Source organism: Marinovum algicola (genome assembly GCF_900109145.1).
GTDB lineage: Bacteria > Pseudomonadota > Alphaproteobacteria > Rhodobacterales > Rhodobacteraceae > Marinovum > Marinovum algicola.
On sequence record NZ_FNYY01000010.1, the window covers coordinates 62180 to 88954 of the forward strand.

At 65.1% G+C, this 26775-nt stretch carries 32 protein-coding genes; all 32 read left to right on the forward strand.

The genetic code is table 11. The features are described from left to right. Positions 1–124: 124 nt before the first annotated feature. The 32 genes from BMW90_RS14425 (at position 125) to BMW90_RS14575 (ending at position 26764) form a co-directional block, all read left to right on the forward strand. Entirely contained in the window at positions 125–1288 is a 1164-nt protein-coding gene (locus BMW90_RS14425) for an isovaleryl-CoA dehydrogenase (protein WP_074837212.1), read from the forward strand. A gap of 61 nt (positions 1289–1349) precedes the next feature. Beyond that, complete coding sequence (locus BMW90_RS14430) at positions 1350–1754, forward strand: DUF1622 domain-containing protein (RefSeq protein ID WP_244526520.1); 405 nt, start codon at positions 1350–1352, stop codon at positions 1752–1754. A 49-nt stretch (positions 1755–1803) separates the two neighbouring features. Beyond that, positions 1804–2535: a flavodoxin family protein gene (locus tag BMW90_RS14435; protein ID WP_074837213.1), complete on the forward strand. Its 732-nt coding sequence runs from the start codon at positions 1804–1806 to the stop codon at positions 2533–2535. A 1-nt stretch (position 2536) separates the two neighbouring features. Next, on the forward strand, positions 2537–3133 hold the full coding sequence (locus tag BMW90_RS26380) for a hypothetical protein (protein WP_048532314.1): 597 nt from the start codon (positions 2537–2539) through the stop codon (positions 3131–3133). A 91-nt stretch (positions 3134–3224) separates the two neighbouring features. After that, positions 3225–4832 carry a carboxyl transferase domain-containing protein gene (locus tag BMW90_RS14445; RefSeq protein WP_074837214.1) on the forward strand — a complete coding sequence of 536 codons (1608 nt, stop codon included), beginning with the start codon at positions 3225–3227 and terminating at the stop codon, positions 4830–4832. A gap of 66 nt (positions 4833–4898) precedes the next feature. Next, positions 4899–6842, forward strand: coding sequence for an acetyl/propionyl/methylcrotonyl-CoA carboxylase subunit alpha (locus tag BMW90_RS14450; protein ID WP_074837215.1), 1944 nt, complete (start codon positions 4899–4901; stop codon positions 6840–6842). Continuing rightward, positions 6839–7501 (forward strand): glutathione S-transferase family protein, encoded by a 663-nt coding sequence (locus BMW90_RS14455; RefSeq protein ID WP_074837216.1) that lies wholly within the window; start codon positions 6839–6841, stop codon positions 7499–7501. The genes BMW90_RS14450 and BMW90_RS14455 overlap by 4 nt, the downstream gene beginning before the upstream one ends. After that, a complete protein-coding gene (locus tag BMW90_RS14460) occupies positions 7498–8370 on the forward strand; it encodes a hydroxymethylglutaryl-CoA lyase (RefSeq protein WP_074837217.1) in 873 nt (290 codons plus the stop codon). The genes BMW90_RS14455 and BMW90_RS14460 overlap by 4 nt, the downstream gene beginning before the upstream one ends. After that, on the forward strand, positions 8363–9142 hold the full coding sequence (locus tag BMW90_RS14465; RefSeq protein ID WP_074837218.1) for a crotonase/enoyl-CoA hydratase family protein: 780 nt from the start codon (positions 8363–8365) through the stop codon (positions 9140–9142). The genes BMW90_RS14460 and BMW90_RS14465 overlap by 8 nt, the downstream gene beginning before the upstream one ends. A gap of 297 nt (positions 9143–9439) precedes the next feature. Further along, positions 9440–9805, forward strand: coding sequence for an NADH-quinone oxidoreductase subunit A (locus tag BMW90_RS14470; RefSeq protein ID WP_048533867.1), 366 nt, complete (start codon positions 9440–9442; stop codon positions 9803–9805). Next, a complete protein-coding gene (locus tag BMW90_RS14475; protein ID WP_244526521.1) occupies positions 9796–10404 on the forward strand; it encodes a NuoB/complex I 20 kDa subunit family protein in 609 nt (202 codons plus the stop codon). Before BMW90_RS14470 ends, BMW90_RS14475 begins: the two co-directional genes overlap by 10 nt. Before the next feature lie 11 nt (positions 10405–10415). Further along, positions 10416–11027 (forward strand): NADH-quinone oxidoreductase subunit C, encoded by a 612-nt coding sequence (locus tag BMW90_RS14480; protein WP_048532308.1) that lies wholly within the window; start codon positions 10416–10418, stop codon positions 11025–11027. After that, positions 11027–11200, forward strand: coding sequence for a hypothetical protein (locus tag BMW90_RS26690; RefSeq protein ID WP_048532307.1), 174 nt, complete (start codon positions 11027–11029; stop codon positions 11198–11200). Before BMW90_RS14480 ends, BMW90_RS26690 begins: the two co-directional genes overlap by 1 nt. 2 nt (positions 11201–11202) lie before the next feature. Beyond that, on the forward strand, positions 11203–12432 hold the full coding sequence (locus BMW90_RS14485; RefSeq protein ID WP_170850553.1) for an NADH-quinone oxidoreductase subunit D: 1230 nt from the start codon (positions 11203–11205) through the stop codon (positions 12430–12432). Beyond that, positions 12429–12719: a hypothetical protein gene (locus BMW90_RS14490; protein WP_244526522.1), complete on the forward strand. Its 291-nt coding sequence runs from the start codon at positions 12429–12431 to the stop codon at positions 12717–12719. The genes BMW90_RS14485 and BMW90_RS14490 overlap by 4 nt, the downstream gene beginning before the upstream one ends. A 40-nt stretch (positions 12720–12759) precedes the next feature. Further along, entirely contained in the window at positions 12760–13314 is a 555-nt protein-coding gene (locus BMW90_RS14495; RefSeq protein WP_048532304.1) for a hypothetical protein, read from the forward strand. Beyond that, positions 13314–14621, forward strand: a complete 1308-nt coding sequence (locus BMW90_RS14500) for an NADH-quinone oxidoreductase subunit E (protein ID WP_074837221.1) — start codon at positions 13314–13316, stop codon at positions 14619–14621. The genes BMW90_RS14495 and BMW90_RS14500 overlap by 1 nt, the downstream gene beginning before the upstream one ends. A gap of 43 nt (positions 14622–14664) precedes the next feature. Then, complete coding sequence (locus BMW90_RS14505; RefSeq protein WP_074837222.1) at positions 14665–15135, forward strand: hypothetical protein; 471 nt, start codon at positions 14665–14667, stop codon at positions 15133–15135. Between the two features lie 16 nt (positions 15136–15151). Beyond that, a complete protein-coding gene (locus tag BMW90_RS14510) occupies positions 15152–15370 on the forward strand; it encodes a DUF5337 domain-containing protein (protein ID WP_048532301.1) in 219 nt (72 codons plus the stop codon). 15 nt (positions 15371–15385) lie between these two features. Further along, positions 15386–16684 carry an NADH-quinone oxidoreductase subunit NuoF gene (gene nuoF, locus BMW90_RS14515; RefSeq protein WP_074837223.1) on the forward strand — a complete coding sequence of 433 codons (1299 nt, stop codon included), beginning with the start codon at positions 15386–15388 and terminating at the stop codon, positions 16682–16684. Positions 16685–16689: 5 nt separating this feature from the next. Beyond that, on the forward strand, positions 16690–17028 hold the full coding sequence (locus tag BMW90_RS14520; RefSeq protein WP_048532299.1) for a hypothetical protein: 339 nt from the start codon (positions 16690–16692) through the stop codon (positions 17026–17028). Next, on the forward strand, positions 17025–17420 hold the full coding sequence (locus tag BMW90_RS14525) for a DUF5333 domain-containing protein (protein WP_048532298.1): 396 nt from the start codon (positions 17025–17027) through the stop codon (positions 17418–17420). The genes BMW90_RS14520 and BMW90_RS14525 overlap by 4 nt, the downstream gene beginning before the upstream one ends. 5 nt (positions 17421–17425) lie before the next feature. Beyond that, on the forward strand, positions 17426–19447 hold the full coding sequence (nuoG, locus tag BMW90_RS14530) for an NADH-quinone oxidoreductase subunit NuoG (RefSeq protein WP_074837224.1): 2022 nt from the start codon (positions 17426–17428) through the stop codon (positions 19445–19447). Continuing rightward, the gene (locus BMW90_RS14535) at positions 19444–19851 is read left to right on the forward strand and encodes a hypothetical protein (RefSeq protein WP_048532296.1); all 408 of its coding nucleotides are present in this window, start codon (positions 19444–19446) and stop codon (positions 19849–19851) included. Before nuoG ends, BMW90_RS14535 begins: the two co-directional genes overlap by 4 nt. A 6-nt stretch (positions 19852–19857) precedes the next feature. After that, complete coding sequence (gene nuoH / locus BMW90_RS14540; protein WP_048532295.1) at positions 19858–20895, forward strand: NADH-quinone oxidoreductase subunit NuoH; 1038 nt, start codon at positions 19858–19860, stop codon at positions 20893–20895. Position 20896: 1 nt separating this feature from the next. Then, the gene (locus BMW90_RS14545; protein ID WP_074837225.1) at positions 20897–21172 is read left to right on the forward strand and encodes a hypothetical protein; all 276 of its coding nucleotides are present in this window, start codon (positions 20897–20899) and stop codon (positions 21170–21172) included. After that, positions 21172–21666, forward strand: coding sequence for an NADH-quinone oxidoreductase subunit NuoI (gene nuoI / locus BMW90_RS14550; protein WP_048532293.1), 495 nt, complete (start codon positions 21172–21174; stop codon positions 21664–21666). Before BMW90_RS14545 ends, nuoI begins: the two co-directional genes overlap by 1 nt. Further along, complete coding sequence (locus BMW90_RS14555; RefSeq protein WP_048532292.1) at positions 21663–22070, forward strand: carboxymuconolactone decarboxylase family protein; 408 nt, start codon at positions 21663–21665, stop codon at positions 22068–22070. The genes nuoI and BMW90_RS14555 overlap by 4 nt, the downstream gene beginning before the upstream one ends. After that, complete coding sequence (locus BMW90_RS14560; protein WP_048532291.1) at positions 22067–22669, forward strand: NADH-quinone oxidoreductase subunit J; 603 nt, start codon at positions 22067–22069, stop codon at positions 22667–22669. The genes BMW90_RS14555 and BMW90_RS14560 overlap by 4 nt, the downstream gene beginning before the upstream one ends. A 171-nt stretch (positions 22670–22840) precedes the next feature. Then, positions 22841–23146 (forward strand): NADH-quinone oxidoreductase subunit NuoK, encoded by a 306-nt coding sequence (gene nuoK, locus BMW90_RS14565; RefSeq protein ID WP_048532290.1) that lies wholly within the window; start codon positions 22841–22843, stop codon positions 23144–23146. A gap of 4 nt (positions 23147–23150) precedes the next feature. After that, positions 23151–25223 carry an NADH-quinone oxidoreductase subunit L gene (gene nuoL, locus BMW90_RS14570; RefSeq protein WP_074837226.1) on the forward strand — a complete coding sequence of 691 codons (2073 nt, stop codon included), beginning with the start codon at positions 23151–23153 and terminating at the stop codon, positions 25221–25223. Beyond that, positions 25223–26764 (forward strand): NADH-quinone oxidoreductase subunit M, encoded by a 1542-nt coding sequence (locus BMW90_RS14575; RefSeq protein ID WP_074837227.1) that lies wholly within the window; start codon positions 25223–25225, stop codon positions 26762–26764. The genes nuoL and BMW90_RS14575 overlap by 1 nt, the downstream gene beginning before the upstream one ends. The last annotated feature ends 11 nt before the right edge of the window (positions 26765–26775 follow it).

Here is a 26775-nt window from a genome sequence, read left to right on the forward strand (position 1 = left end):
GCACTTTCGGCCGAGAGGCCCCGGCGCGGGGGCCGGGGCGGGTGGGGCAACTGGCCATTGACCGACTCGAAACCTGCTGGTATGGATTTATTGAACACTTGTTCATTAATTGGGAGGCAAGGTCATGTTCAACGCGGTGATGGCGTTTGATCTGGGCGAAGATGTAAACGCGCTGCGCGAGATGGTGCACCGCTGGGCGCAGGACCGGGTCCGGCCGATGGCGGCGGAGATCGACGCCAAGAACGCGTTCCCCAACGAGCTCTGGCAGGAGATGGGCGAGCTGGGCCTGCTGGGCGTGACCGTGCCCGAGGAATACGGCGGCGCGGGCATGGGTTATCTCGCCCATGTCATCGCGGTCGAGGAAATCGCGCGGGCCTCGGCCTCGGTGTCGCTGTCTTACGGCGCGCATTCCAACCTCTGCGTCAACCAGATCAAGCTGAACGGCTCCGAGGAGCAAAAGCAGAAATACCTGCCGCGCCTCGTCTCGGGTGAACATGTCGGTGCGCTGGCGATGTCCGAGGCCGGTGCCGGCTCGGACGTGGTGTCGATGAAGCTGCGCGCCGAAAAGCGCAACGATCACTACCGGCTCAACGGCAACAAGTTCTGGATCACCAATGGCCCCGATGCCGATACGTTGGTGGTCTATGCCAAGACCGACCCGGACGCCGGGTCGAAAGGCATCACCGCCTTTCTGATCGAGAAGGAAATGAAGGGCTTTTCCACCTCGAAGCATTTCGACAAGCTGGGGATGCGCGGCTCGAACACCGCCGAGCTGGTGTTCGAGGACGTCGAAGTGCCGTTCGACAACATCCTCGGCGAAGAGGGCAAGGGCGTGCGCGTTCTAATGTCGGGGCTGGACTATGAACGCGTCGTGTTGGCCGGCATCGGCACCGGCATCATGGCCGCCTGTCTCGACGAGATCATGCCCTACATGGCCGAGCGCAAGCAGTTCGGACAGCCGATCGGAAACTTCCAGCTGATGCAGGGCAAGCTGGCCGACATCTACACCAAGATGAACTCCGCCCGCGCCTATGTCTACGAGGTGGCCAAGGCCTGCGATCGCGGTGAGGTCACCCGTCAGGACGCCGCGGCCTGCTGCCTCTATGCCAGCGAAGAGGCCATGGTGGTGGCGCATCAGGCAGTGCAGGCGATGGGGGGCGCGGGCTTCATGAACGAAACCCCGGTGGCCCGCATCTTCCGCGATGCCAAGCTGATGGAGATCGGCGCCGGCACGTCGGAAATCCGTCGCATGCTGATCGGCCGCGAGATGATGGCGAAGATGGGCTGAACGGAACCGCGACTTCGGCGGCCGGATTGGGCGTACGATCCGGAACCCGGAACGGAGGTGTGTGATCTTGGGAAGTCTTGTCGATCTGGAACTTGAGGGCGGCATTCTGCATGGCCAGTTTTCCTGGCTGGTCGAACTGCTGGAATGGGCCGCCGCCATTGTCGATATCGCCGCCGTGGTGCTGATTTTGCTGGGGGCGGTGCGCTTCATCATCGGGGTGAGCGGGGCCGAGATCTTCGGGCGCGGCTCCGAGCGCGTCAACCGGACCAACCGCGAACGCATCGAGCTGGGCCGTTATATCCTGGCCTCGCTCGAACTCTTCATCGTGTCGGACATCATCCACACCGCGCTGAGCCTGGCATTCTCGGATCTGATGTTCCTCGGCCTGCTGGTGGTGATCCGGTCGATCACGTCGTTCTTTCTCGATCGCGAGTTGGAGCAATTGAAGAAGGACCTAGGTGAATAGGCCGGGCATGGCACGCGTGCTAGGCTGACCCCACCCATGGAGGATGACAATGACCGATGGCAAACAGACATTCGCAGGACTCAAGGCGCTCTTTATCAACACCTCGCTGAAGAAAGACGGCAGCAAGAGCCACACAAGGCTGTTGATGGGGGCCTCGGCCGACATCATGAAAAAAAACGGCGTCGACGTCGAACATCTGCATCTGCTCGATTACCAGGTGCCGCCCGGCATCTTTCCCGACATGACCGAACATGGCTGGGACAGCGACGACTGGCCCAAGCTCTGGGACAAGGTCAAGGCGGCCGATATTCTGGTGGTCGGCACGCCGATCTGGCTGGGCGAGGAAAGCTCGGTCTGCCGGGTGCTGATCGAGCGGCTGTACGGCATGTCGGGCGAACTCAACGACAAGGGCCAGTCGATCTACTACGGCAAGGTCGGGGGCAGCGTCATCACCGGCAACGAGGATGGCGTCAAACATGTGGCGATGACCCTCGGGTTCGCGCTGAGCCACCTGGGCTATACCATCCCGCCGCAGGCCGATTGCGGCTGGATCGGCGAGGCCGGGCCGGGGCCGTCTTATGGCGATCCGCAGGAGGGTGACACGCCGGTCGGCTTCGACAATGATTTTACCCGCCGCAACACCACGATCATGACCTGGAACCTGATGCATGCCGCCCGGATGCTGCGCGACGCCGGCGGCTATCCGAACGAGGGCAACGACCGCAAGGCGTTCGAGGCGGGCTGTCGCTTCGACTACGAAAACCCGGACTATCGCGCCTGAGATGGGCTGCGGGGCGCAGATCATCGGCGGGGCCGTCGCGGCCCTGGTGGGCCTGGCCGGGGCGGCCCGGTCGGAGGAGACGCTGCCGGAGTTCTCGGCCTGCATCGATGCCGAGGTCGCGCGCTACGAATGGCGGCTTCGGGTCCATCGCGACCGGGCGCTCGATGCGGCGGATTTCGATCTCTGGGATGTGCGCGGGGTGGAATACTGCGGCAATATCGGCGTCACCCGCTGCGACCGCTCGGCGGCGCCGCTGGCCTGCCAGAAGGCGCTGGCCGGCGACCAGCATGTGCTGCACGGCCATATCATGGCGGCGCTGCCGGACCCGCCGCCGCCGGGCGAGGGGCAGGGGCTGCCGACGCGGCTTTATCATACGGCCTGGCACCTTGCGCGTGACATTTCGGCGGGGCCGGACTGCGCCGGGGCGGGCGAGGTCATGGCCACCTGGTGCACCGCGCGCGAGGCCAATCTGCGGCTGAAAAGCGCCGTGCTTGCCTGGCAGGTGGGGCGATACCTGGGGCTGGCGGCGCCGGCGGTGACAACCGGCTGGGCCGATCCGCCGCCGCCGCCCCGGCCCAAGGCGCGACCCGGGCGATGAGGAAGGCCCGGCCCGGGGCGAAAAGACCGAGACGAATGACAGGACGAAGGGCCCTCGCCGGAGGGCCGGGATTGCGCAGGAGGCGCGGAACATGAAGCTGACATCGAAGCTGGTGACCGGATCGGACGCGGCAAAAGCCAATCGCGCCGCCCATGAAGAGGCGCTGCGCGTGGTGCAGGAGGCGGCCGAGGCCGCGGCCGCCGGCGGCGGGGCGAAATCCCGCGAGCGCCATGTGGCGCGTGGCAAGATGCTGCCGCGCGAGCGGGTGGCCAACCTGCTCGATCCCGGTTCGCCCTTCCTCGAGATCGGCGCCACCGCGGCGCATGGCATGTACGACGGCGCGGCGCCTGCCGCCGGCGCCATTGCCGGCATCGGCCGGGTGATGGGCCGCGAGGTCATGGTGGTCTGCAACGACGCCACGGTGAAGGGCGGCACCTATTACCCGATGACCGTCAAGAAACACCTGCGCGCGCAGGAGATCGCCGAGGAGAACCATCTGCCCTGCATCTACCTGGTGGATTCAGGTGGGGCGAACCTGCCGAACCAGGACGAGGTGTTTCCGGACCGCGACCACTTTGGCCGGATCTTCTACAATCAGGCGCGGATGTCGGCCAAGGGGATCGCGCAGATCGCCGTGGTGATGGGCTCCTGCACGGCGGGCGGCGCCTATGTGCCGGCGATGTCGGACGTGACCATTATCGTCAAGGAACAGGGCACGATCTTTCTCGCCGGGCCGCCGCTGGTGAAGGCGGCGACCGGCGAGGTGGTGAGCGCCGAGGATCTTGGCGGTGGCGATGTGCATACGCGGCTTTCGGGCGTGGCGGATTACCTGGCCGAAGACGACAGCCACGCGCTGGCGCTGGCGCGGCGGGCGGTGGGCGCGCTGGGCGGCCACGGGGGCGGTGGGTTGCAAACCCACCCTACGGGGGCGGCGCCGGCGTACGACCCGGACGAGCTCTTTGACGTCGTGCCGGGCGATCTGCGCACACCATATGACATTCGCGAGGTGATCGCGCGGCTGGTGGACGGCTCGTATTTCGACGAGTTCAAGCCGCGCTTCGGCGAGACGCTGGTGACCGGCTTTGCCGAGGTGAACGGCTGCCCGGTGGGGATCGTGGCCAACAATGGGGTGCTGTTTTCCGAAGCGGCACAGAAAGGCGCGCATTTCGTGGAATTGTGCTCGCAGCGCAAGACGCCGCTGGTCTTCCTGCAAAACATTACCGGCTTCATGGTCGGGCGGAAATACGAAAACGAGGGCATTGCCCGCCATGGCGCCAAGATGGTGACTGCGGTGGCCACCACCTCGGTGCCGAAGATCACCATGCTGGTCGGTGGCTCCTTCGGGGCCGGTAACTACGGCATGTCGGGCCGCGCCTATCAGCCACGCTTTCTCTGGACCTGGCCCAACAGCCGCATCTCGGTGATGGGCGGGGCGCAGGCGGCCGGCGTGCTGGCGACGGTGAAACGCGATGCCATCGAACGCGGCGGCGGCAGCTGGAGCGAAGCGGAAGAGGCCGAGTTCAAGCGGCCGACGATCGAGATGTTCGAGAAGCAGAGCCACCCGCTTTATGCCAGCGCGCGGCTCTGGGACGACGGCATCATCGATCCGCGCAAGTCGCACGAGGTGCTGGCCCTGTCGCTGTCGGCGGCGCTCAATGCGCCGATCGAGGACACGCGCTTCGGCGTCTTCCGGATGTGATCGGGGCAGGCGGCATGAGGCGTATTTGCAAAGAGAAGAAGATGCGGACCAGCGAAGGGAAGCCCGATGTTTGACACGATCCTGATTGCCAACCGGGGCGAGATCGCCTGTCGGGTGATGAAGACGGCGCAGAGCTTGGGCGTGCGCTGCGTGGCGGTCTATTCCGAGGCCGATGCCGGGGCGGCGCATGTGGCAATGGCCGATGTGGCGCGCTGCATCGGCCCGGCGGCGGTGGCCGAGAGCTATCTCAAGGGTGACCGGATCATCGAGGTGGCGCTGGCCGAGGGGGCGCAGGCGATCCACCCGGGCTATGGCTTTCTCAGCGAGAACCCCGAGTTCGTCGAGGCGGTGGAGGCGGCCGGCCTGACCTTTATCGGCCCGTCGGCCAAGGCGATCCGGGCGATGGGGCTGAAGGATGCCGCCAAGGCCCTGATGCAGGAGGCCGGTGTGCCGGTGGTGCCGGGCTATCACGGCGCCTCGCAGGAGGGGCTGGCGGCGCGGGCCGAAGAGATAGGCTATCCGGTGCTGATCAAGGCGGTCGCCGGAGGCGGCGGCAAGGGCATGCGGCTGGTGGAACGGCCGGCCGAGTTCGAGCGGGCGCTGGAGAGCGCGCGGGCCGAGGCGCGCACCGCCTTTGGCAATGACGCGGTGCTGATCGAGAAATTCGTCACCCAGCCGCGCCATATCGAGGTCCAGGTCTTTGGCGATCGCGACCGGGCGGTGCATCTCTTCGAGCGCGATTGCTCGCTGCAACGGCGCCATCAGAAGGTGATCGAGGAGGCACCGGCGCCCGGCATGACCGAGGAGATGCGCGCGGCCATGGGGCAGGCGGCGGTGCGCGCGGCCGAGGCGATCGGCTACAAGGGCGCGGGGACGGTGGAGTTCATCGTCGATGGCTCGCAGGGGCTGCGGCCGGACGGGTTCTGGTTCATGGAGATGAACACCCGTTTGCAGGTCGAACATCCGGTCACCGAGATGATCACTGGCGTCGACCTGGTGGAATGGCAGCTCCGGGTGGCGGCCGGCGAAAGCCTGCCGGCGCGGCAGGAGGCGCTGACGATCACCGGCCATGCCTTCGAGGCGCGGCTTTATGCCGAGGATGTGCCGGCGGGGTTCCTGCCGGCCACCGGGACGCTGACGCATCTGTCGTTCCCCGAGGGCGCGCGCGCCGATACCGGGGTGCGCGGCGGCGATGAGATCAGCCCGTGGTACGACCCGATGATCGCCAAGCTGATCACCCATGGGCCGACCCGGGAGATCGCCCTGAAACGGCTGCGCCAGGCGCTGGGACGCACCGAGGTGGCGGGATCGGTGACCAACCTGGCCTTTCTCGGGGCGCTGGCGGCGCATGAGGGCTTTGGCCGTGGCGAGGTGGACACCGGGCTGATCGGCCGCGAGATCACAGCGCTGACCGCCGTGACGGAAGAGAATGCCGCGGCGCTGGCGCAGGCGGCGCTGGTCGAGGCCGGGCTCTGGCAGGGCGACGGTTGGGCGACAGGTTTCACCCTCTGGCAGCCGCTGGCGCGGACACTGGTACTCGACGAGGGCGAGAGCCGGCACGAGCTGCGGCTGCGGGTGCGCGGGCCGGGCGCCTGCGACGTCGAGATCGGCGATCGGGTGATCGAAGCCCGGCGCGGCCCCGGCGGCTGGACGTTGGATGGCCGCGCGGCCTGGCCCTTTGCGGTGGCCGGCGATGTGGTGACCGTCTTTGCCGATTACGGAAGGGCCTACCGGGTGATCCGGGCGCTCGACCGGGCGGCGGGGGCGGCCAGCGATGCCTCGGTGATCGAGGCGCCGATGCCGGGGCTGGTGCAGAAGATCGACGTGCAGGCCGGGCAGGAGGTGCAGGCCGGCGACCGGCTGGCGGTGCTCGAGGCGATGAAGATGGAACATGCCCTGACCGCGCCGCGCGATGGCGTGGTGGCCGAGGTGCTGGTGCCGGCCGGGGCCCAGGTCGAGGCCGGGGCGGCGCTGATCCGGCTGGCCGAGGACGGGGAGGCGGCGGCATGATCCGTCTGCACCATGTGCCGCTGGCGCGCTCGTTCCGGGTGCTCTGGCTGATGGAGGAGCTGGGGCTCGATTTCGAGGTGGTGCCCTATTCGATCCGCGACGGTTCCCTGCGGCGGCCGGAGTTCAAGGCGTTGTCGCCGGCCGGCCGGGTGCCGGCGCTGGAATATGGCGACGAGGTGCTGTTCGAGAGCGGGGCGATCCTGCAATGGCTCTGCGAACAGCATCCCGAGCCCGGGCTTCATCCGGCTCCGGGCACGGCCGAACGGGCGCGCTATCTCGAGTTCATCGCCTATTCCGAGACCATCGGCTGTCTGGTGGAGAACCTCAATCTCAACCGGGTGTTCCTGCGGGATCCGGCGGATGCCTCGCCGGTGGTGATCAAGCTGCTGACCGCACGGCTGCGGGCGGCGCTGGGCGCGATGGAGGCCCGGTGGCAGCACGACCATTGCCTGGCCTCGGGGTTTTCGGCGGCCGATATCATGTTTTCCTACGGGTTCGAACTGGCGCGTTATTACGTGCGGTTCGACGAATTTCCCCGGCTCTCGGCCTATTGGGATCGGCTGAAGGCGCGCCCCGGCTATCAGCGGGCCAAGGCGCGCGACGGTGAGCAGGATCTCTATGATCGCGACTTCTATCCGCTGGAGGAGGTCGGGACATGAGCGCGAAGGTCGAGATTTTCGAGGTCGGCCCGCGCGACGGCTTGCAGAACGAAAAACGCCGAATCCCGACGGCGGAAAAGATCGCGCTGGTCGACTGCCTGAGTGGCGCCGGGTTTCGCCGCATTGAATGCGCCAGTTTCGTTTCGCCGAAATGGGTGCCGCAGATGGCGGATTCCGGGGCGGTGCTGGCCGGGATCGACCGGGCCGAGGGGGTGTCTTATGCCGCGCTGACCCCGAACCTGCGCGGGCTGGAGGGGGCGCTTGCGGCGCGCGCCGACGAGGTGGCGATCTTCGGCTCGGCCTCCGAAGGGTTTTCCAAGGCCAATATCAACGCCAGCATCGCCGAGAGCCTGGCACGCTTCCGCCCGGTGGCCGAGGCGGCCCGGGCGGCGGGGCTGCCGGTCAGGGGCTATGTCTCCTGCGTGGTGGAATGCCCCTACGACGGGCCGGTGGCGCCGGATGCGGTTGCGCGGGTGGCGCGGGCCCTGCTGGACATGGGCTGCTACGAGATCTCGTTGGGCGATACCGTGGGGCGGGCCACGCCGGAGGGCATCGCCGCGATGCTGGAGGCGGTGACCGCGCAGGTGCCGGCGGCGCGGCTGGCGGGGCATTACCATGACACCGGCGGGCGGGCGCTGGACAATATCGAGGTGTCGCTGGAGCGGGGCCTGCGGGTCTTCGACGCGGCGGTGGGCGGTCTGGGGGGCTGTCCCTACGCGCCGGGCGCGGCGGGCAATGTGGCGACCGAGGCGGTGGCCGCACGGCTGGAAGCGCTGGGTTATGAGACCGGCCTCGACCGGGGGGTGATCGCCACGGCGGCAGAGATGGCGCGCGCGATGCGCGTGCCGCGGGAGACGGATGATGTATGAGACTGTAAGAACAGAGACCGACGCCCGCGGCGTGGCGACGCTCTGGCTGGCGCGGAGCGAGAAACACAATGCCATGTCGGCGCAGATGCTGGCCGATCTGGTGGCGGCGGCCAAGGCGCTGGACGCGGATGACCGCGTGCGGGTGGTGGTGCTGGCGGCCGAGGGCAAGAGCTTTTGCGCCGGTGGCGATCTGGCCTGGATGCGGGCGCAGTTCGAGATGGACGCGGCGACGCGCAAGCGCGAGAGTGCCAAGCTCTCGACCATGTTGCAGGCGCTTGATACCCTGGCGAAACCGTTGATCGGGCGGGTGCAGGGCAATGCCTTTGGCGGCGGTATGGGGCTGATGTCAGTCTGTGACGTGGTGATTGCCGAGGAGGGGGCGAAATTCGGCTTTACCGAGACCCGGCTGGGGCTGATCCCGGCCAATATCGGGCCGTTCGCGCTGAAACGCATGGGGCCGGCGATGGCACGGCGGGTCTTCATGTCGGCGCGGATTTTCGATGCCGCCGAGGCGATGGCGCTTGGGTTGGTGGCGCGGGCGGTGCCGGCGGCCGATCTGGATGCGGCGGTCGCGGCGGAAGTGGCGCCCTATCTGGCCTGCGCGCCGGGCGCGGTGGCCGAGGCCAAGGCGCTGATCCGCGCGCTGGGCGGCGGCGTCAGCCAGGACGAGATGGATTTTGCCGCCGGGGCGCTGGCCGAACGCTGGGAAAGCGCCGAGGCACAGGAGGGCATCGCCGCCTTCTTCGACAAGCGCAAGCCCGGCTGGGCGTGACACCGGCGGCCTGGCGCGGTCGCGCCGGGCAGGCCGTGGGGCCCCGGATCGGGCCCGGGGCGGGGGCCGCGTGGGGCCGGCGCTGTTAGCGCACAACAGAGTGCGACGCACCCGGGCGCGACGGGCCGGAAATTTCGCCCGGAAGTCCCTAATTTCCGGGCGATTACCGAGGTCATCAATTCTCGCGAATATGTGATGGGTGGATTGACCCCCTTGGGCGGCGGCGATAAACCCGGGACAAGCCCAGCGAGCCAATTGAGCGCACGTGCGATGCGCGTGCTGAAAGGAGCCTGCCCCGTGGAAGAGATGCTCAGGGAATATCTTCCCATTCTCGTCTTTCTCGCCGTCGCCGTCGGACTTGGCATTGTCCTCATCCTGGCCGCCGTGATCCTCGCCGTCCGCAATCCGGACCCCGAGAAGGTCTCGGCCTATGAATGCGGGTTCAACGCCTTCGACGACGCGCGGATGAAGTTCGACGTGCGGTTCTACCTCGTTTCGATCCTCTTCATCATCTTCGATCTCGAGATCGCCTTCCTGTTTCCCTGGGCCGTCGGCTTCCGGGATATCTCGATGGTCGGTTTCTGGTCGATGATGGTCTTCCTGGCCGTGCTCACCATCGGCTTTGCCTATGAATGGAAGAAGGGGGCCCTGGAATGGCAGTGAACCAAACGCCCGAACCCGATGTCACCGAAGTGCAGGGCATGGGCCCGCAGCATGAGCGGGTGAAATCCGGCGCCTCCGCCCAGGCACCGATCGAAACGGCGGGGCTGCCGGCCGGCGCGGAGGCGCTGAATGCCGAATTGCAGGACAAAGGCTTCCTGCTGACTTCGACCGAGGACATCATCAACTGGGCGCGCACCGGCTCGCTGCACTGGATGACCTTTGGCCTGGCCTGCTGCGCGGTCGAGATGATGCACACCTCAATGCCGCGTTATGACGCCGAGCGGTTCGGCATCGCGCCGCGCGCCTCGCCGCGCCAGTCCGACGTGATGATCGTCGCCGGCACGCTGACCAACAAGATGGCCCCGGCGCTGCGCAAGGTCTATGACCAGATGCCGGAGCCGCGCTACGTGATCTCGATGGGCTCCTGCGCCAATGGCGGCGGCTATTACCACTACAGCTATTCCGTGGTGCGCGGCTGTGACCGGATCGTGCCGGTCGACATTTACGTGCCGGGCTGCCCGCCGACCGCCGAGGCGCTGCTCTACGGTCTGATGCAGCTGCAACGCAAGATCCGCCGCACCGGCACGATCACAAGGTAAGGGGGCAGGCGATGACCGCAGCACTCAACGAGCTTGGCGCGCATATCGAGCTGAAACGGCCGGATTGCGTGTTGAGCTATTCGGTCGATCACGGCGAGCTCAACGTCAATGTGGCGCCGACGAACCTCACCGGGCTGGTGGAATTCCTGCGCAGCGACCCGAATTGCCAGTTCTCGTCGCTGGTCGACATCACGGCGGTGGATTACCCCGAGCGTCAGAAACGCTTTGACGTGGTCTATCACTTCCTGTCGATGTATCAGAACCACCGCATCCGCCTGCGGGTGTCGATCCGGGAAGAGGCGATGGTGCCCTCGATCACCGCGATCCACCCTTCGGCCAACTGGTTCGAGCGCGAAGTCTTCGACATGTTCGGCATCCTGTTCTCGGGGCACCCCGACCTGCGCCGCATCCTGACCGATTACGGCTTTCGCGGCTATCCGCTGCGCAAGGATTTCCCGACCACCGGCTATACCGAGGTGCGTTACGACGAGGCGCAGAAACGGGTGGTCTATGAGCCGGTGAACCTGGTGCAGGAATATCGGCAGTTCGATTTCATGTCGCCCTGGGAGGGCGCGGAATACATCCTGCCCGGCGATGAGAAACCCGACGCGGAGGCCAAGTGATGGGCACGCTGATCTGGATCATCATGTCGGTGCTCACCATCATTCCGATGATGAAGCTGTTGCCGCATTTCGGGTATGACAAGCTCTGGGCGCTGGCCTGTGTGATCCCGCTGGGAACCTTGATCCTGCTGTGGCTGATGGCCACCAAGCTACAGGAATTGGAGAAACGCTGATGATGGACGGCTCCAAGTTCGACGACGGCAGCACCGACGCGCTGTCGGGCGAGCAGAAAATTCGCAACTTCAACATCAACTTCGGCCCGCAACACCCTGCGGCGCACGGGGTTCTCCGGCTGGTGCTCGAGCTTGACGGCGAGATCGTCGAGCGCTGCGACCCGCATATCGGCCTGCTGCACCGTGGCACCGAAAAGCTGATGGAGAGCCGGACCTACCTGCAAAACCTGCCGTATTTCGACCGGCTCGATTACGTCGCGCCGATGAACCAGGAACATGCCTGGTGTCTGGCCATCGAAAAGCTGACCGGCGTGCAGGTGCCGCGCCGCGCCTCGCTGATCCGGGTGCTCTATTCCGAGATCGGCCGTATCCTGAACCACCTGCTGAACGTCACCACCCAAGCGATGGACGTGGGCGCGCTGACCCCGCCGCTCTGGGGCTTCGAGGAACGCGAAAAGCTGATGGTGTTCTACGAGCGGGCCTGTGGCGCGCGGCTGCACGCGGCCTATTTCCGGCCCGGCGGCGTGCACCAGGATCTGCCGCCCGACCTGATCGACGATATCGAGACCTGGGCGCATGAATTCCCCAAGGTGATCGACGACATCGACGGGTTGCTGACCGAAAACCGCATCTTCAAGCAGCGCAACGCCGATATCGGCGTGGTCAGCGAAGAGGACATCCAGCAATGGGGCTTTTCCGGCGTGATGGTGCGCGGCTCGGGCCTGGCATGGGATTTGCGACGGGCGCAACCCTATGAATGTTATAACGAATTCGACTTCCAGATCCCTGTGGGCAAGAACGGCGATTGCTATGACCGCTATCTCGTCCGCATGGAGGAAATGCGCCAGTCGCTGAAGATCATCCATCAGGCGATCGAGAAATTGCGCGCGCCCGAGGGGCAGGGCGAAATCCTTGCCCGGGGCAAGATCACGCCGCCATCGCGCCGCGAGATGAAGACCTCGATGGAGGCGCTGATCCATCACTTCAAGCTTTATACCGAAGGCTTCCACGTGCCCGCCGGCGAAGTCTATGCCGCGGTCGAGGCGCCCAAGGGCGAATTTGGCGTCTATCTCGTGGCGGATGGCACCAACAAGCCCTATCGCGCCAAACTGCGGGCGCCGGGGTTCCTGCATTTGCAGGCGATGGATTACGTCGCGGGTGGCCACCAGCTGGCCGATGTGGCGGCGATCATCGGCACGATGGACGTGGTCTTCGGGGAGATCGACCGGTGACCCCAGTGCGTTACGGTCTTTTCCTCACGCCGGTTGCGGCCCTTTCCGGGTGCATGGATCTGCCGCCAGACGGGACCACCGTCGAGGACCTGGCGGCCTATGACGCCGCGGTGGGCACGCTCGGCTGCCAGTTGGTCAGCGAGGCCGATTACGGCGTGGTCGAATTTCAGGCCGGGCTGACCCGCGCCCAGGCGATAGCGATCACCGAACAGCGGCTGGCCCGTGACGAGGCGGTGCGGCTGGCAGACGGTGGCGTTCGGCTGACCTCGGGGAGCTGCGCGGCATGAGATTGACGCGGGGCGCATATGGCCTTGCGGGGCAGGGCGCATGAGAGGGCCCGGCACCTCCCGGCCTGCGCGCGATGCCTCGACCATCGTGCTGGCGGCCTCGACGCTGGTGGCAGCGCTTTTTGTCGCCGTGCAGGCGTGGTATGCCCGGACGTCCTTTGTCGAGGCCTCCGAGACCCGATTCCTCGAGCGCAAGCTCGACATCTGCTTCGAGAATTTCGACGCCGCCGCCCAGCTTGACATCGAGCTGCGCGCCGCGGTGCCGGAAATGGCGGCGCAGGAGGTCTGGCCGCCGCAGATCGCGGTGACGACACCGGAGCGGCTGGCGCGGTTCCACCGCGAGGTGGTGCCGAAACTCGATGCGCTGGATGCCGGTCTGACCAAGGCCGGCGTTCTGGAAAGTCTCGACAAGTACCGGGCCTATCTGGCCCAGAAAATCCGCGGCCTCTCGAAGCGGCTGATGGATGTCTCGCCGGGCGATCTGAGCCCCGAGAACAAGGACACACAAGCGGTCTTTGCCGCGCTGAGCGAATTTCTGGGTGGTCAGTACCAGGTCCTGACCGGTTGCCGCCTGGTTGCGGAAGGAAAAGCCTGATGCTGCGACGTCTGTATCCCGATCAACCTGAAAGCTTTGCTTTCACCGAGGCCAATCTGGCCTGGGCCGAAGCGCAGGTCACGAAATATCCCGAGGGCCGTCAGGCCAGCGCGGTGATCCCGCTGCTGTGGCGTGCGCAGGAGCAGGAGGGCTGGCTGACCCGGCCGGCCATCGAACATGTCGCCGACATGCTGGGCATGGCCTATATCCGGGTGCTCGAAGTGGCCTCGTTCTACTTCATGTTTCAGCTGCAACCGGTTGGCTCCGTTGCCCATATCCAGGTGTGCGGCACCACCTCCTGCATGATCTGCGGCGCCGAGGACCTGATCGGCGTCTGTCGTGACAAGATCGCCCCGGCGGCGCATCAGCTGTCCGAGGATGGCCGGTTTTCCTGGGAAGAGGTGGAATGCCTGGGCGCCTGTGCCAATGCGCCGATGGCGCAGATCGGCAAGGATTACTACGAAGACCTGACTGCCGCGCGTCTGGCCGAGATCATCGACGAGATGGCCGCAGGCCAGCTGCCGGTGCCGGGGCCGCAAAACGGCCGCTACACGTCCGAGCCGGCCGCCGGTCTGACCAGCCTCGCCGAAGGCAACGATGACCGTCACCAGTACAACGCCTCGGCCCAGCTGGCGACCGACCTCGGCGACACGATCAAGCGGATCGACGGCAGCGAGGTTGCGCTGAGTGCGCCCTGGCAGAAAGGCGCCAACCATGGCGACAAGCCGGCCAGCGTGACCGCGCCCATGACCCATCAGCCACGGCCTTCCAAGGGGGATCCGGCGGATGAAACCGGCATCGACACCCGCGAGGCCCATGCCACCACCAAGGGCCATCCGATTTCGTCGAGCTCGCCCGAGACCGATGCCGAGGCGGCAGGCCATCCCACCGAAGACGTCAAGAACATGACCGCCGATGGCGACAAGGACGCCGCCACCGCGTCGAAAGGCAAGGCAGCCAAGAAGCCCAAGGCCAAATCCACCAAGAAAAAGGCCAAGACCGAGACCGCCAAGGCGGAAACCGCCGACGTGGGCCAGCGCCCCCAGGCGCTTGACGCGCCGCGCGGCGGCAAGGCTGACGATCTCAAGAAGATCAAGGGCATTGGCCCCAAGCTGGAAGAGCTGTGCCACAGCCTCGGCTTCTACCATTTCGACCAGATCGCCGCCTGGACCGAAGACGAGGTCGCCTGGGTCGACCAGAACCTCGAAGGCTTCAAGGGCCGGGTGACGCGCGACGACTGGATGTCTCAAGCCAAAGTCCTGGCCGAAGGTGGAGAGACGGAATTCTCCTCCCGTGATAAAGAGTGAGGTGTTTTAGGACATCGACACAGTAGAAACGGGAGACAAGACCATGACAGAGACCAACACCGGAAAATGCAGGAGCACCTGCTGGAAGGGCGCCGCCGCGGCGGGCGCGCTGTTGTTCGTGATCTTGTTTCTCACCGCGGGTTTCGGCTTTTTCTCGGCCTTGCTGATCGGCTTGGTGTTCTACGGCGGGCTTGGGTTGACGCTGTCGAGGATGGTCTGCGGCGACACCGCAGAAAGCGCCTCGGTCAGCCAGAGCGCCGCTTCGGCCAGCACCAGCACGGCCGCCTCGCCGGCCGCTGCGGCCGTCGCACCGACACCGCAGCCGGCGCCGCGGCCCGAGCCGGAGCCCGAGACCGAGCCAGACGCCGCGGCGGAAGCGACAGCTCCCACGCCCGAGGCTGAGGCGCCCAAAGTCGCGACCCGGCCCTTGGTCAAACCGTCGGCCGTTCTGGCCGGCGAGGCCGAGCTGAGCGCACGCAAGGGCAGCTGGCGCTATGAGCCCGGCGGGAAATAAGGACAGGGACGAGGCCATGGCACGCGAGAGCGAAGAGCAGATTGCACGGCAGGGGCGCGTGACGGCGCTGGTGATTGCCGGCACCATGCTGATCTGGCTCGCGGCCCAGTTTATCGGGCCGAGGATCGGTCTGGCGGGGCGCTATGCGCTGCTGATTGATCTTCTGGCTCTGGCGGCGTTCATCTGGGCGTTCGTCAATATCTATCAGATCTGGCGCAAGCGTCAGGGCAATTAAAAGGTGGCATCGCACATGCTCAAGGATCAGGACCGGATCTTTACCAACATCTACGGGATGCAGGACCGGACGCTGGACGGCGCCAAGAAGCGCGGCCATTGGGACGGCACCGCCGGCATCCTCGCGAAGGGCCGCGACTGGATCATCGACCAGATGAAGGCCAGCGGGCTGCGCGGCCGTGGCGGCGCGGGCTTTCCCACCGGGTTGAAATGGTCCTTCATGCCCAAGGAAAGCGACGGGCGGCCGGCGTATCTCGTGGTCAACGCCGATGAATCCGAGCCCGGCACCTGCAAGGACCGCGAGATCATGCGCCATGATCCGCATACGCTGATCGAAGGTTGCCTGATCGCCAGTTTCGCGATGCAGGCGCATGCCTGCTACATCTACATCCGCGGCGAATACATTCGCGAACGCGAGGCGCTGCAAATCGCCATCGACGAGGCCTATGACGCAGGCCTGGTGGGGCGCGATGCCGCCGGCTCGGGCTGGGATTTCGACATCTACCTGACCCATGGCGCGGGCGCCTATATCTGCGGCGAGGAAACCGCCCTGATCGAGAGCCTCGAAGGCAAGAAGGGCATGCCCCGGATGAAGCCGCCGTTCCCGGCCGGCGCCGGGCTTTACGGCTGCCCGACCACCGTGAACAACGTCGAGTCGATCGCCGTGGTGCCGACCATCCTGCGCCGCGGGCCGGACTGGTTTGCCGGCTTCGGCCGCGCCAACAATGCCGGCACCAAGCTCTTTGCCGTCTCCGGCCACGTGGAAAACCCCTGCGTCGTCGAAGAAGCGATGTCGATCTCTTTCGAAGAGCTGATCGACAAGCACTGCGGCGGCATCCGGGGCGGCTGGGACAATCTTCTGGCGGTGATCCCCGGTGGCTCTTCGGTGCCCTGCGTGCGCGGCGAGAAGATGCGCGATGCGGTGATGGATTTCGACTATCTGCGCAATGAGCTGGGCTCGGGTCTGGGTACGGCGGCGGTGATCGTGATGGACAAGCAGACCGACATCATCAAGGCGATCTGGCGGCTGTCGAAGTTCTACAAGCACGAAAGCTGCGGCCAGTGCACGCCCTGCCGCGAAGGCACCGGCTGGATGATGCGGGTGATGGACCGTCTGGTGAAGGGCGAGGCCGAGGTCGAGGAGATCGACATGCTCTTCGACGTGACCAAGCAGGTCGAGGGCCATACCATCTGTGCGCTTGGCGATGCGGCGGCCTGGCCGATCCAGGGCCTGATCCGCAACTTCCGTGAAGAGATCGAAGACAGGATCAAGGCCCAGAAAACCGGTCGCATGGGCGCGATGGCGGCGGAGTGAACGGAATGAAGCGCCTGATCCTCCCCCTTGTTGCCGGCCTCGGCCTTGCCGCCTGCGGCAATGTGGTCGAAACCTTCACCAGCAAGAGCGTGACCTTCGACGGCGTGTCGTTCCGGGGCAAGGCCGCTGCGGCGAACAAGGCGGACAGGCGCGATTTCGTCGCCACCGTCGGCCCGGCGTCGCGCAGCATGGTCGGCGCGCGCGAGGCGGTGCAGTATCAGGGGACGCGCTATTGCATCCTGAACTTCGGCGTCTCGGACATCGCATGGGAGATCTCGCCCGAGGCAGAAGAGCTGCCGATGGAGAATGACAGGATCGTGCTGAAAGGACGGTGTCTGGAATGAAACGTCTTGGATTTCTGATCGCCCTGGCCCTGGCCACACCGGCGCTGGCGCTGCCGCCGCTGGCCACCGTCAAGCCGATCAATGACGGGCTGCGCGCGGTGATGATCGCCGATCAGATCCGCATTGCCTGCCCCAGTATCGCGGCGCGGATGATTGCCGGCTGGTCCTTTATCCGCTCGCTCGAGGCGCAGGCGCGCGACATGGGCTACAGTGCCGGGCAGATCGAGGAATTTGTCGAAAGCTCGGCCCAGCGCAAGCGCCTCGAGGGCGAGGCGGCGGCCTATATGAAGGCGGGCGGCGTGGTGGGCGGCCAGCCCGAGACCTATTGCGCGCTGGGGCGCGAAGAGATTGAGAAGGGCAGCCAGATCGGTGCCTTTCTGAGAGTGAAGTGAGAGCCATGAGCGACCTGAAAAAGATCATCATCGACGGCAAGGAAGTGGAAGTGGACGGGGCGATGACCCTGATCCAGGCCTGCGAGATCGCTGGCATCGAGGTGCCGCGCTTCTGCTATCACGAACGCCTGTCGATTGCCGGCAACTGCCGCATGTGCCTTGTCGAGGTGGTGGGCGGCCCGCCGAAACCCGCCGCTTCCTGCGCCATGCAGGTGCGCGATCTGCGCCCCGGCCCCGAAGGCCAGCCGCCGGTGGTCAAGACCAATTCTCCGATGGTCAAGAAGGCGCGCGAGGGGGTGATGGAGTTCCTGCTCATCAACCACCCGCTGGACTGCCCGATCTGCGATCAGGGTGGCGAATGCGATCTGCAAGACCAGGCGATGGCCTATGGCGTCGATTTTTCGCGCTTCCGCGAACCCAAACGCGCGGTGGACGATCTCGACCTCGGGCCGCTGGTCGAGACCCACATGACCCGCTGCATCTCCTGCACCCGCTGCGTGCGTTTCACCACCGAAGTGGCGGGCATCACCCAGATGGGGCAGACCGGCCGTGGCGAGGATGCCGAGATCACCGCTTATCTTGGCGAGACGCTGGATTCGAACCTTCAGGGCAATATCATCGATCTTTGCCCGGTGGGCGCGCTGGTGTCGAAGCCCTACGCCTTTACCGCCCGTCCCTGGGAGCTGACCAAGACCGAGACCATCGACGTGATGGATGCGCTGGGGTCGAACATCCGGGTCGATACCAAGGGCCGTGAAGTGATGCGCATCCTGCCGCGCAACAATGACGGCGTGAACGAGGAATGGATTTCCGACAAGACCCGGTTTGTCTGGGACGGGCTGCGCCGTCAGCGGCTGGACCGGCCATACGTGCGCGAAAATGGCAAGCTGCGCCCGGCGAGCTGGCCGGAAGCCCTGGACAAGGCCGCAGAGGCGATCAAGGGCGCCGAGAAACCGGTCGGTCTGGTCGGGGATCTGGCCCCGGTCGAGGCGGCCTTTGCGCTCAAAGAGCTGATCGAAGGGCAGGGCGGCAGCGTCGAATGCCGCACCGACGGCGCGCATTTGCCGGCGGGCAACCGGTCCGGCTATGTCGGCACCGCGAGCATCGCCGATATCGACAGCGCCGGTGCGATCATGCTGATCGGCTGCAACCCGGCGCTCGAGGCACCGGTGCTCAACGCCCGTATTCGCGGCGCCTGGAGCCGCGGCGCCAAGGTCGGCGTTGTCGGCGAGGCGGTCGATCTGACCTACGAGTATTTCCACCTCGGCAGCGACCGGGCCGCACTCGACAAGCTGGTCGCAGGCGACAATTCCGACGCGCTGAGCCGCGAGACGCTGGTGATCCTCGGCCAGGGTGCGATCCGCGAGGCCGATGGCGCGGCGGTGCTGGCCAAGGCGATGGCATTCGCCGACCATACCGAGAGCAAGTTCCTCGTGCTGCATTCGGCCGCCTCCCGGGTTGGCGCGATGGACGTGGGCGCGGTGACCGAAGGCGGTCTGGCGGCGGCGATGGAGGGGGCCGATGTGGTCTACAACCTCGGCGCCGACGAGATCGAGATCGGCGACGGCGCTTTCGTGATCTATCAGGGCAGCCATGGCGACCGGGGTGCGCATCGCGCCGACGTGATCCTGCCGGGCGCGGCCTATACGGAAGAAAACGGGCTTTTCGTCAACACCGAAGGCCGCCCGCAGCTGGCCCTGCGCGCCGGCTTTGCGCCGGGCGAGGCCAAGGAAAACTGGGCGATCCTGCGGGCGCTCTCGGGTGAGTTGGAGGCCAAGCTGCCCTATGACAGTCTGGCGCAACTGCGGCAGGCACTGGTCAAGGCGGTGCCGCATCTGGCCAAGATCGACACCGTGGTCGAGAACGACTGGCAGCCGCTTGCGGCCGGCAAGCTGGGCAAGGCGGATTTCCGCAACGCGGTGTCGGATTTCTACCTGACCAACCCGATTGCCCGCGCCAGCGCCCTGATGGCCGAGCTCAGCGCCGCCCAGAAGGCCCGGACGGAGAAGCGAATTGCGGCTGAATGATCCGGCATATCTCGATATGGCTCCGGGCGGCGTTGCTGCCCGCGATGGCGCTTGCGGGGTGCGAGGTGTCTGAGACCGCGCAGGATATCCCGTTCGAGCCCGAATACCGGGGCATCGAGACCCGCCTACTCGAGGGCGATCTGGTCAATTTTCACGTGAAGATGACCGGTGCGCGTGATGTGCAGGACCTGGCCGATTACGCCGAATGCGCCGCGGCGCAATATGCGCTGATCCGGGGCTACGGATTTGCCCGCCACGTGCGGACGACAAGCGAAGTTGAGGCTGGCCTTTGGCGGGGGGATGCGGTTTACACCATCTCGCCAGCGCTGCCCGACGGATTGAAGACGATAGATGCCGAAGTGGCGGTGGCCAACTGCCGCGAAAGACGCATTCCGACTGTGTGAGGGACCATGGCTGAATTCTTTACTACCCCGCTCGGGATCGGCATCACGATCCTTGCGCAATGCCTGGCGGTGCTGGGCTTCGTGATGGTCTCGCTGCTGTTCCTCGTCTATGGCGACCGCAAGATCTGGGCCGCCGTCCAGATGCGCCGCGGCCCCAACGTGGTGGGGGCCTTCGGCCTGCTGCAATCGGTGGCCGACGCGCTGAAATACGTGGTCAAGGAAGTGGTGGTGCCGGCCGGCGCCGACAAGCCGGTGTTCTTCCTGGCGCCGATGCTCAGTTTCGTGCTGGCGGTGATCGCCTGGGCGGTGATCCCCTTTGCCGATGGCTGGGTCCTGTCAGACATCAACGTGGCCATTCTCTATGTCTTCGCCATGTCCTCGCTCGAGGTGTACGGCGTCATCATGGGCGGCTGGGCGTCGAACTCGAAATACCCGTTCCTCGGCTCGCTGCGTTCGGCGGCGCAGATGATCTCCTACGAGGTTTCGATCGGCCTGATCATCATCGGCGTGATCATCTCGACCGGCTCGATGAACTTTGGCGACATCGTGCAATCGCAGGACGGCCGCTTCGGGTTCTTCTCGTGGTACTGGCTGCCGCATTTCCCGATGGTGTTCCTGTTCTTCATCTCCTGTCTGGCCGAGACCAACCGCCCGCCCTTCGACCTGCCGGAAGCGGAATCGGAACTGGTGGCGGGCTACCAGGTGGAATATTCCGCGACGCCCTTCCTGCTGTTCATGGCCGGCGAATATATCGCCATCTTCCTGATGTGCGCGCTGACCGCGCTGCTGTTCTTCGGCGGCTGGCTGTCGCCGATCCCGGGCCTGCCTGACGGGGTGATCTGGATGGTGCTGAAGATGGCGTTCTTCTTCTTCATCTTCGCGATGGTGAAGGCGATCACCCCGCGGTATCGCTACGACCAGCTGATGCGGCTGGGCTGGAAGGTCTTCCTTCCGTTCAGCCTGGTCTGGGTGGTCTTCGTGGCCTTTGCCGCCAAATTCGACTGGTTCTGGGGCGCTTATGCCCGCTGGGCCGTGGGAGGCTGAGATGACCGATCTGAAAAACGCAATTCTTGACGCGAAATACATCGACATGGTGTCGCTGGCGGATTTCGTGGTGCAGGACTGCGGGCTGCCCGACTACGACGACGACGGCAACCCGCTGCCGCAGCAGAACGAGATCGCCGCCGCGATCTTTCGCTGGGCGGCCAAGCAGGGGTCGGCAGCCGAGGCCGCCTCCGAGGCGCCGGCGGGCGACACCAGGCGCAACTGGCCCAACATCGGCAAACTGCCGGAAAAAGATGCCGGCGAAGGGGACGACTGATGGCTGATATCGACTATGGCCGGGCGGCCAAGTACTTCCTGCTCACCGATTTCATCCAGGGTTTCAAGCTCGGGCTGAAGTACTTCTTTGCCCCCAAGGCGACGCTGAACTATCCGCACGAGAAGGGCCCGCTGTCGCCGCGCTTTCGCGGCGAGCACGTGTTGCGGCGCTATCCCAATGGTGAGGAACGTTGCATCGCCTGCAAGCTTTGCGAGGCGATCTGCCCGGCGCAGGCGATCACCATCGACGCCGAGCCGCGCGAGGACGGCAGCCGCCGCACCACGCGCTATGACATTGACATGACCAAATGCATCTATTGCGGCTTCTGCCAGGAGGCCTGCCCGGTCGATGCCATCGTCGAGGGACCGAACTTCGAGTTTGCCACCGAAACCCGCGAAGAGCTGTTCTACGACAAGGCCAAGCTGCTGGAAAACGGCGACCGCTGGGAAGCCGAGATCGCCGCCAATCTCGCCGTGGACGCGCCCTACAGATGAGTGCTGGAAAAACCCCGTTCGAGCTGATGATGGAGCAGGCGCAGGAGATGGCCAAGGCCTTCAACCCGGCGCTCGAGACGTTCTCGCCCAAGGGGTACGAGGCGCTCTGGCCGACCATGCCCAAGGAGATGATGGAGATGGCCTTCGGCCGCGGCATCTCGAAAGAGGGGCTGGACGCCAAGACGCGGCTGCTGCTGACCATTGCCGGGCTGACCATGCAGGGCGCGCAGGCGGAAACGCCGTTTCGCATGACCGTGCGCCATGCCATGGAGGCCGGCGCCACCAAGGATGAAATCGCCGAGACCATCGCCCAGATGTCGATGTTCGCCGGCCTTCCCGCGATGAACCGGGCCATGGAGCTGGCCCGCGACGTCATGGACGACCAAGAGGATGACGAACAATGACCGTCTTCGCCTTTTACCTCTTTGCCCTCAGCACCCTGGCCGGGGGGCTGTTCACCGTGATCGCCCGCAACCCGGTGCATTCGGTGCTCTGGCTGATCCTCGCCTTCCTGTCCTCCGCCGGGCTGTTTGTGCTCCTGGGGGCGGAGTTCGTGGCAATGCTGCTGATCATCGTCTACGTCGGCGCGGTGGCGGTGCTGTTCCTCTTCGTGGTGATGATGCTCGACGTGGATTTCGCCGAGCTCAAGGCCGAGATGGCGCAATACATGCCGCTGGCGCTCTTGATCGGGGTGATCCTGGTGATGCAGTTCGGCATGGCGGTCGGCGCCTGGCAGACCGCAGAGGTGGCCGAGGGGCTGCGCGCCCAGGTCACGCCGGTCGATGTGCACAATACCCATGCGCTGGGGGTGATCCTCTATGACGATTACTTCCTGCTGTTCCAGCTGGCCGGCCTGATCCTGCTGGTAGCGATGATCGGCGCCATCGTTCTGACCCTGCGGCATCGCCAGGACGTCAAGCGTCAGAACGTGCTGGCGCAGATGTACCGCGATCCGGCCAAGGCGATGGAACTGAAAGACGTGAAGCCGGGGCAGGGGCTGTGAGACCCTGACCCGGCCCCGGACGCGATCCGGGGCCTCCGGGCCAGGGCAGACGATGAGGTCCCGGAGCAGGTCCGGGACGGGGACCGGCGACAGCCCGGGACGCGACAAGACAAACCCGGGCGCGCCCCGGGACGGACAAGACGAAACGGGCCAGAGGCCCAGAGGGACGACATGATCGGACTTGAACATTATCTGACGGTGGCCGCGGTGCTGTTTGTCATCGGCATCTTCGGCCTTTTCCTGAACCGCAAGAACGTGATCATCCTGCTGATGTCGATCGAGCTGATGCTTCTCGCGGTCAATATCAACCTCGTCGCCTTTTCCGCCCATCTCGGCGATCTGGTGGGGCAGGTCTTCACCCTCTTTGTCCTGACCGTGGCGGCGGCGGAGGCGGCCATCGGGCTTGCCATCCTCGTCTGCTTCTTCCGCAACCGCGGCACCATCGCCGTGGAAGACATCAACGTGATGAAGGGGTAGGCCCATGGAAAGCATCATCCTCTTTGCCCCGCTCGTCGGCGCGATCATCGGCGGCTTCGGCTGGAAGCTGATCGGCGAACGCGGCGCCATGTGGATCACCACCGGGCTGCTGTTTGTCGCCTGCGCCTTTTCCTGGATCGTTTTCCTGACCCACGGGCCGGAAACCCAGCACATCCAGATCATGCGCTGGATCGAGAGCGGCTCGCTCTCGACCGACTGGTCGATCCGGCTCGACCGGCTGACTTCGGTCATGCTGGTCGTGGTGACGACGGTCTCGGCGCTCGTGCATCTCTACAGCTTCGGCTACATGGCCCACGACCCGCAGTGGAAAAAGGGCGAGACCTATAAGCCGCGCTTTTTTGCCTATCTGTCGTTCTTCACCTTCGCGATGCTGATGCTGGTGACCGCCGACAACCTGGTGCAGATGTTCTTTGGCTGGGAAGGCGTCGGCGTCGCCTCTTACCTGCTGATCGGCTTCTACTATCGCAAGCCCTCGGCCAATGCCGCCGCGATCAAGGCCTTCGTGGTCAACCGGGTCGGCGACTTCGGCTTTGCGCTCGGCATCTTCGGTCTATTCTTCCTGACCGACTCGATCCGCTTCGACGATATCTTTGCCGCCGCGCCCGAGCTGGCGACGACGCAGCTCACCTTCCTCTGGACAGAGTGGAATGCCGCCAACCTGATCGCCATCCTGCTGTTCATCGGCGCGATGGGCAAATCGGCCCAGCTCTTCCTGCACACCTGGCTGCCCGATGCGATGGAAGGCCCGACGCCGGTCTCGGCGCTGATCCACGCCGCGACGATGGTGACGGCGGGTGTCTTCCTTGTCAGCCGCATGTCACCGCTGATGGAATTTGCGCCCGAAGCCACCGCCTTCATCACCTTCCTCGGCGCGGCCACCGCCTTTGTCGCGGCGACCATCGGCCTAGTTCAGAACGACATCAAACGGGTGATCGCCTATTCGACCATGTCGCAGCTGGGCTACATGTTCGTGGCGGCGGGCGTCGGCGTCTACTCGGTGGCGATGTTCCACCTGCTGACCCATGCATTCTTCAAGGCGATGTTGTTCCTCGGCGCCGGCTCGGTGATCCACGCGATGCACCACGAGCAGGACATGCGGAACTATGGCAACCTGCGCAAGAAGATCCCCTATACCTTCTGGGCGATGATGATCGGTACGCTGGCAATCACCGGCGTCGGCATCCCGCTGACCGGCTGGATCGGCTTTGCCGGTTTCGCGTCGAAGGATGCGGTCATCGAAAGCGCCTATGTCGGGACCGCCGGCGGCTTTGCTTTTTGGGCGCTGGTGGTGGCGGCGCTGTTCACCAGCTTCTATTCCTGGCGGCTGATGTTCATGACCTTCTACGGCAAGCAGCGCGGCGACAAGCACACGCATGAGCACGCGCATGAAAGCCCCATGACCATGCTGGTGCCGCTGGGCGTTCTGGCGGTCGGCTCGGTATTTGCCGGGATGATCTGGTACAGCTCGTTCTTCGGCAAGCCCAACGAGGTGGTGAAATACTTTGGCGGCACCTATGGCGAACCCTCGGCCGAACTGGTCGAAGCGGTCAAGGAGCGCAGCCCCAAGGCATCGGAACTGCACTACGTGATGGAAAGCGCGCCGGGCGAGGCGGCGATCTACATGGCGCCCGAGAACACCGTGCTGCACGAGGCGCATTATGTGCCCACCTGGGTCAAGCTGTCGCCGTTCATTGCCATGCTGATCGGTTTCGGCACCGCCTTCTGGTTCTACATCGTCAACCCGGGCCTGCCGAAGCGGCTGGCCGAGCAGCAGCGCCCGCTCTACCTCTTCCTGCTCAACAAGTGGTACTTTGACGAGGCTTATGACTTCCTCTTCGTGCAACCGGCCAAGGCGATCGGCCGCTTCCTGTGGAAGCGCGGCGACGAAGGCACGATCGACGGCACGATCAACGGCGTCTCGATGGGCGTGATCCCGTTCTTCACCCGTCTCGCCGGGCGCTTCCAGTCCGGCTACATCTTCAGCTATGCCTTTGCCATGGTGATCGGCCTCGCGCTTCTGATCACCTGGATGACCATCGGCGGAGGAGCGCACTGATGGACAACCTGCTTTCCATTGTCACCTTCATTCCCGCCCTCGGGGCGCTGATCCTCGGCGTCTTCCTGCGCGGCGAGGACGAGGCGGCGAACCGCAACGCCAAATGGCTGGCGCTGATCGCCACCGGGGCGACCTTTCTGATCTCTCTGTTCATCCTGGCGCAGTTCGATCCCAATGACACCGGCTTCCAGTTTGTCGAAGAGGCCGACTGGCTGCTCGGGCTCAAGTACAAGATGGGCGTTGATGGCATCTCGGTACTCTTTGTCCTGCTGACCACCTTCATCATGCCGCTCTGCATCGCCGCGAGCTGGGACATCAAGGTGCGGGTCAAGGAATACATGATCGCCTTCCTGGTGCTCGAAACGCTGATGCTCGGCGTCTTCATGGCGCTCGACATCGTGCTGTTCTACCTGTTCTTCGAGGCCGGTCTGATCCCGATGTTCCTGATCATCGGCATCTGGGGCGGCAAGAACCGGATCTATGCCAGCTTCAAGTTCTTCCTCTACACCTTCATCGGCTCGGTGCTGATGCTGGTGGCGCTGGTGGTGATGTATACCCAGGCCGGCACCACCGACATCCCGACGCTGATGAACCACGAGTTCGGCTCCGAGAGCTTCTCGCTTCTGGGCGTCCAGATCGTCGGCGGGGCGCAGACGCTGATGTTCCTGGCCTTCTTTGCCAGTTTCGCGGTCAAGATGCCGATGTGGCCGGTGCACACCTGGCTGCCCGACGCCCACGTGCAAGCGCCGACCGCGGGCTCTGTCGTGCTGGCGGCGATCCTGCTGAAGATGGGGGGCTACGGCTTCCTGCGCTTCTCGCTGCCGATGTTCCCGGTCGGCTCGGAGGTGATGGCGCCGCTGGTGCTCTGGCTCTCGGCCATCGCCATTGTCTACACCTCGCTGGTGGCGCTGGTGCAGGAGGACATGAAGAAGCTCATCGCCTATTCCTCGGTGGCGCACATGGGCTATGTCACGGCGGGTATCTTTGCCGCCAACCAGCAGGGCATCGACGGCGCGATCTTCCAGATGATCTCGCACGGTTTCATCTCCGGCGCGCTCTTCCTTTGCGTGGGGGTGATCTATGACCGGATGCACACCCGCGAGATCGACGCCTATGGCGGGCTGGTGAACCGGATGCCGGCCTATGCGCTGATCTTCATGCTCTTCACCATGGCCAATGTCGGCCTGCCGGGCACCAGCGGGTTTGTCGGTGAATTCCTGACGCTGGTGGGCATTTTCCAGGCCAACACCTGGGTCGCGGCGGTGGCCACCTCGGGGGTGATCCTCTCGGCGGGCTATGCGCTCTGGCTGTATCGCCGGGTGGTGTTCGGCGATCTGATCAAGGAGAGCCTGCGCACGATCACCGACATGACCCGCCGCGAACGCGCGATCTTTGCGCCGCTTGTCGTGATGACGATCCTGCTGGGCGTCTATCCGGCGCTGGTCACCGATATCATCGGGCCCTCGGTCGAGGCGCTTGTATCCAACTATCAGACGGCGCTGGCCGCATCGGGTGATGCGGTCCAGGTTGCCGGGCATTAAGGAGCCGGAAC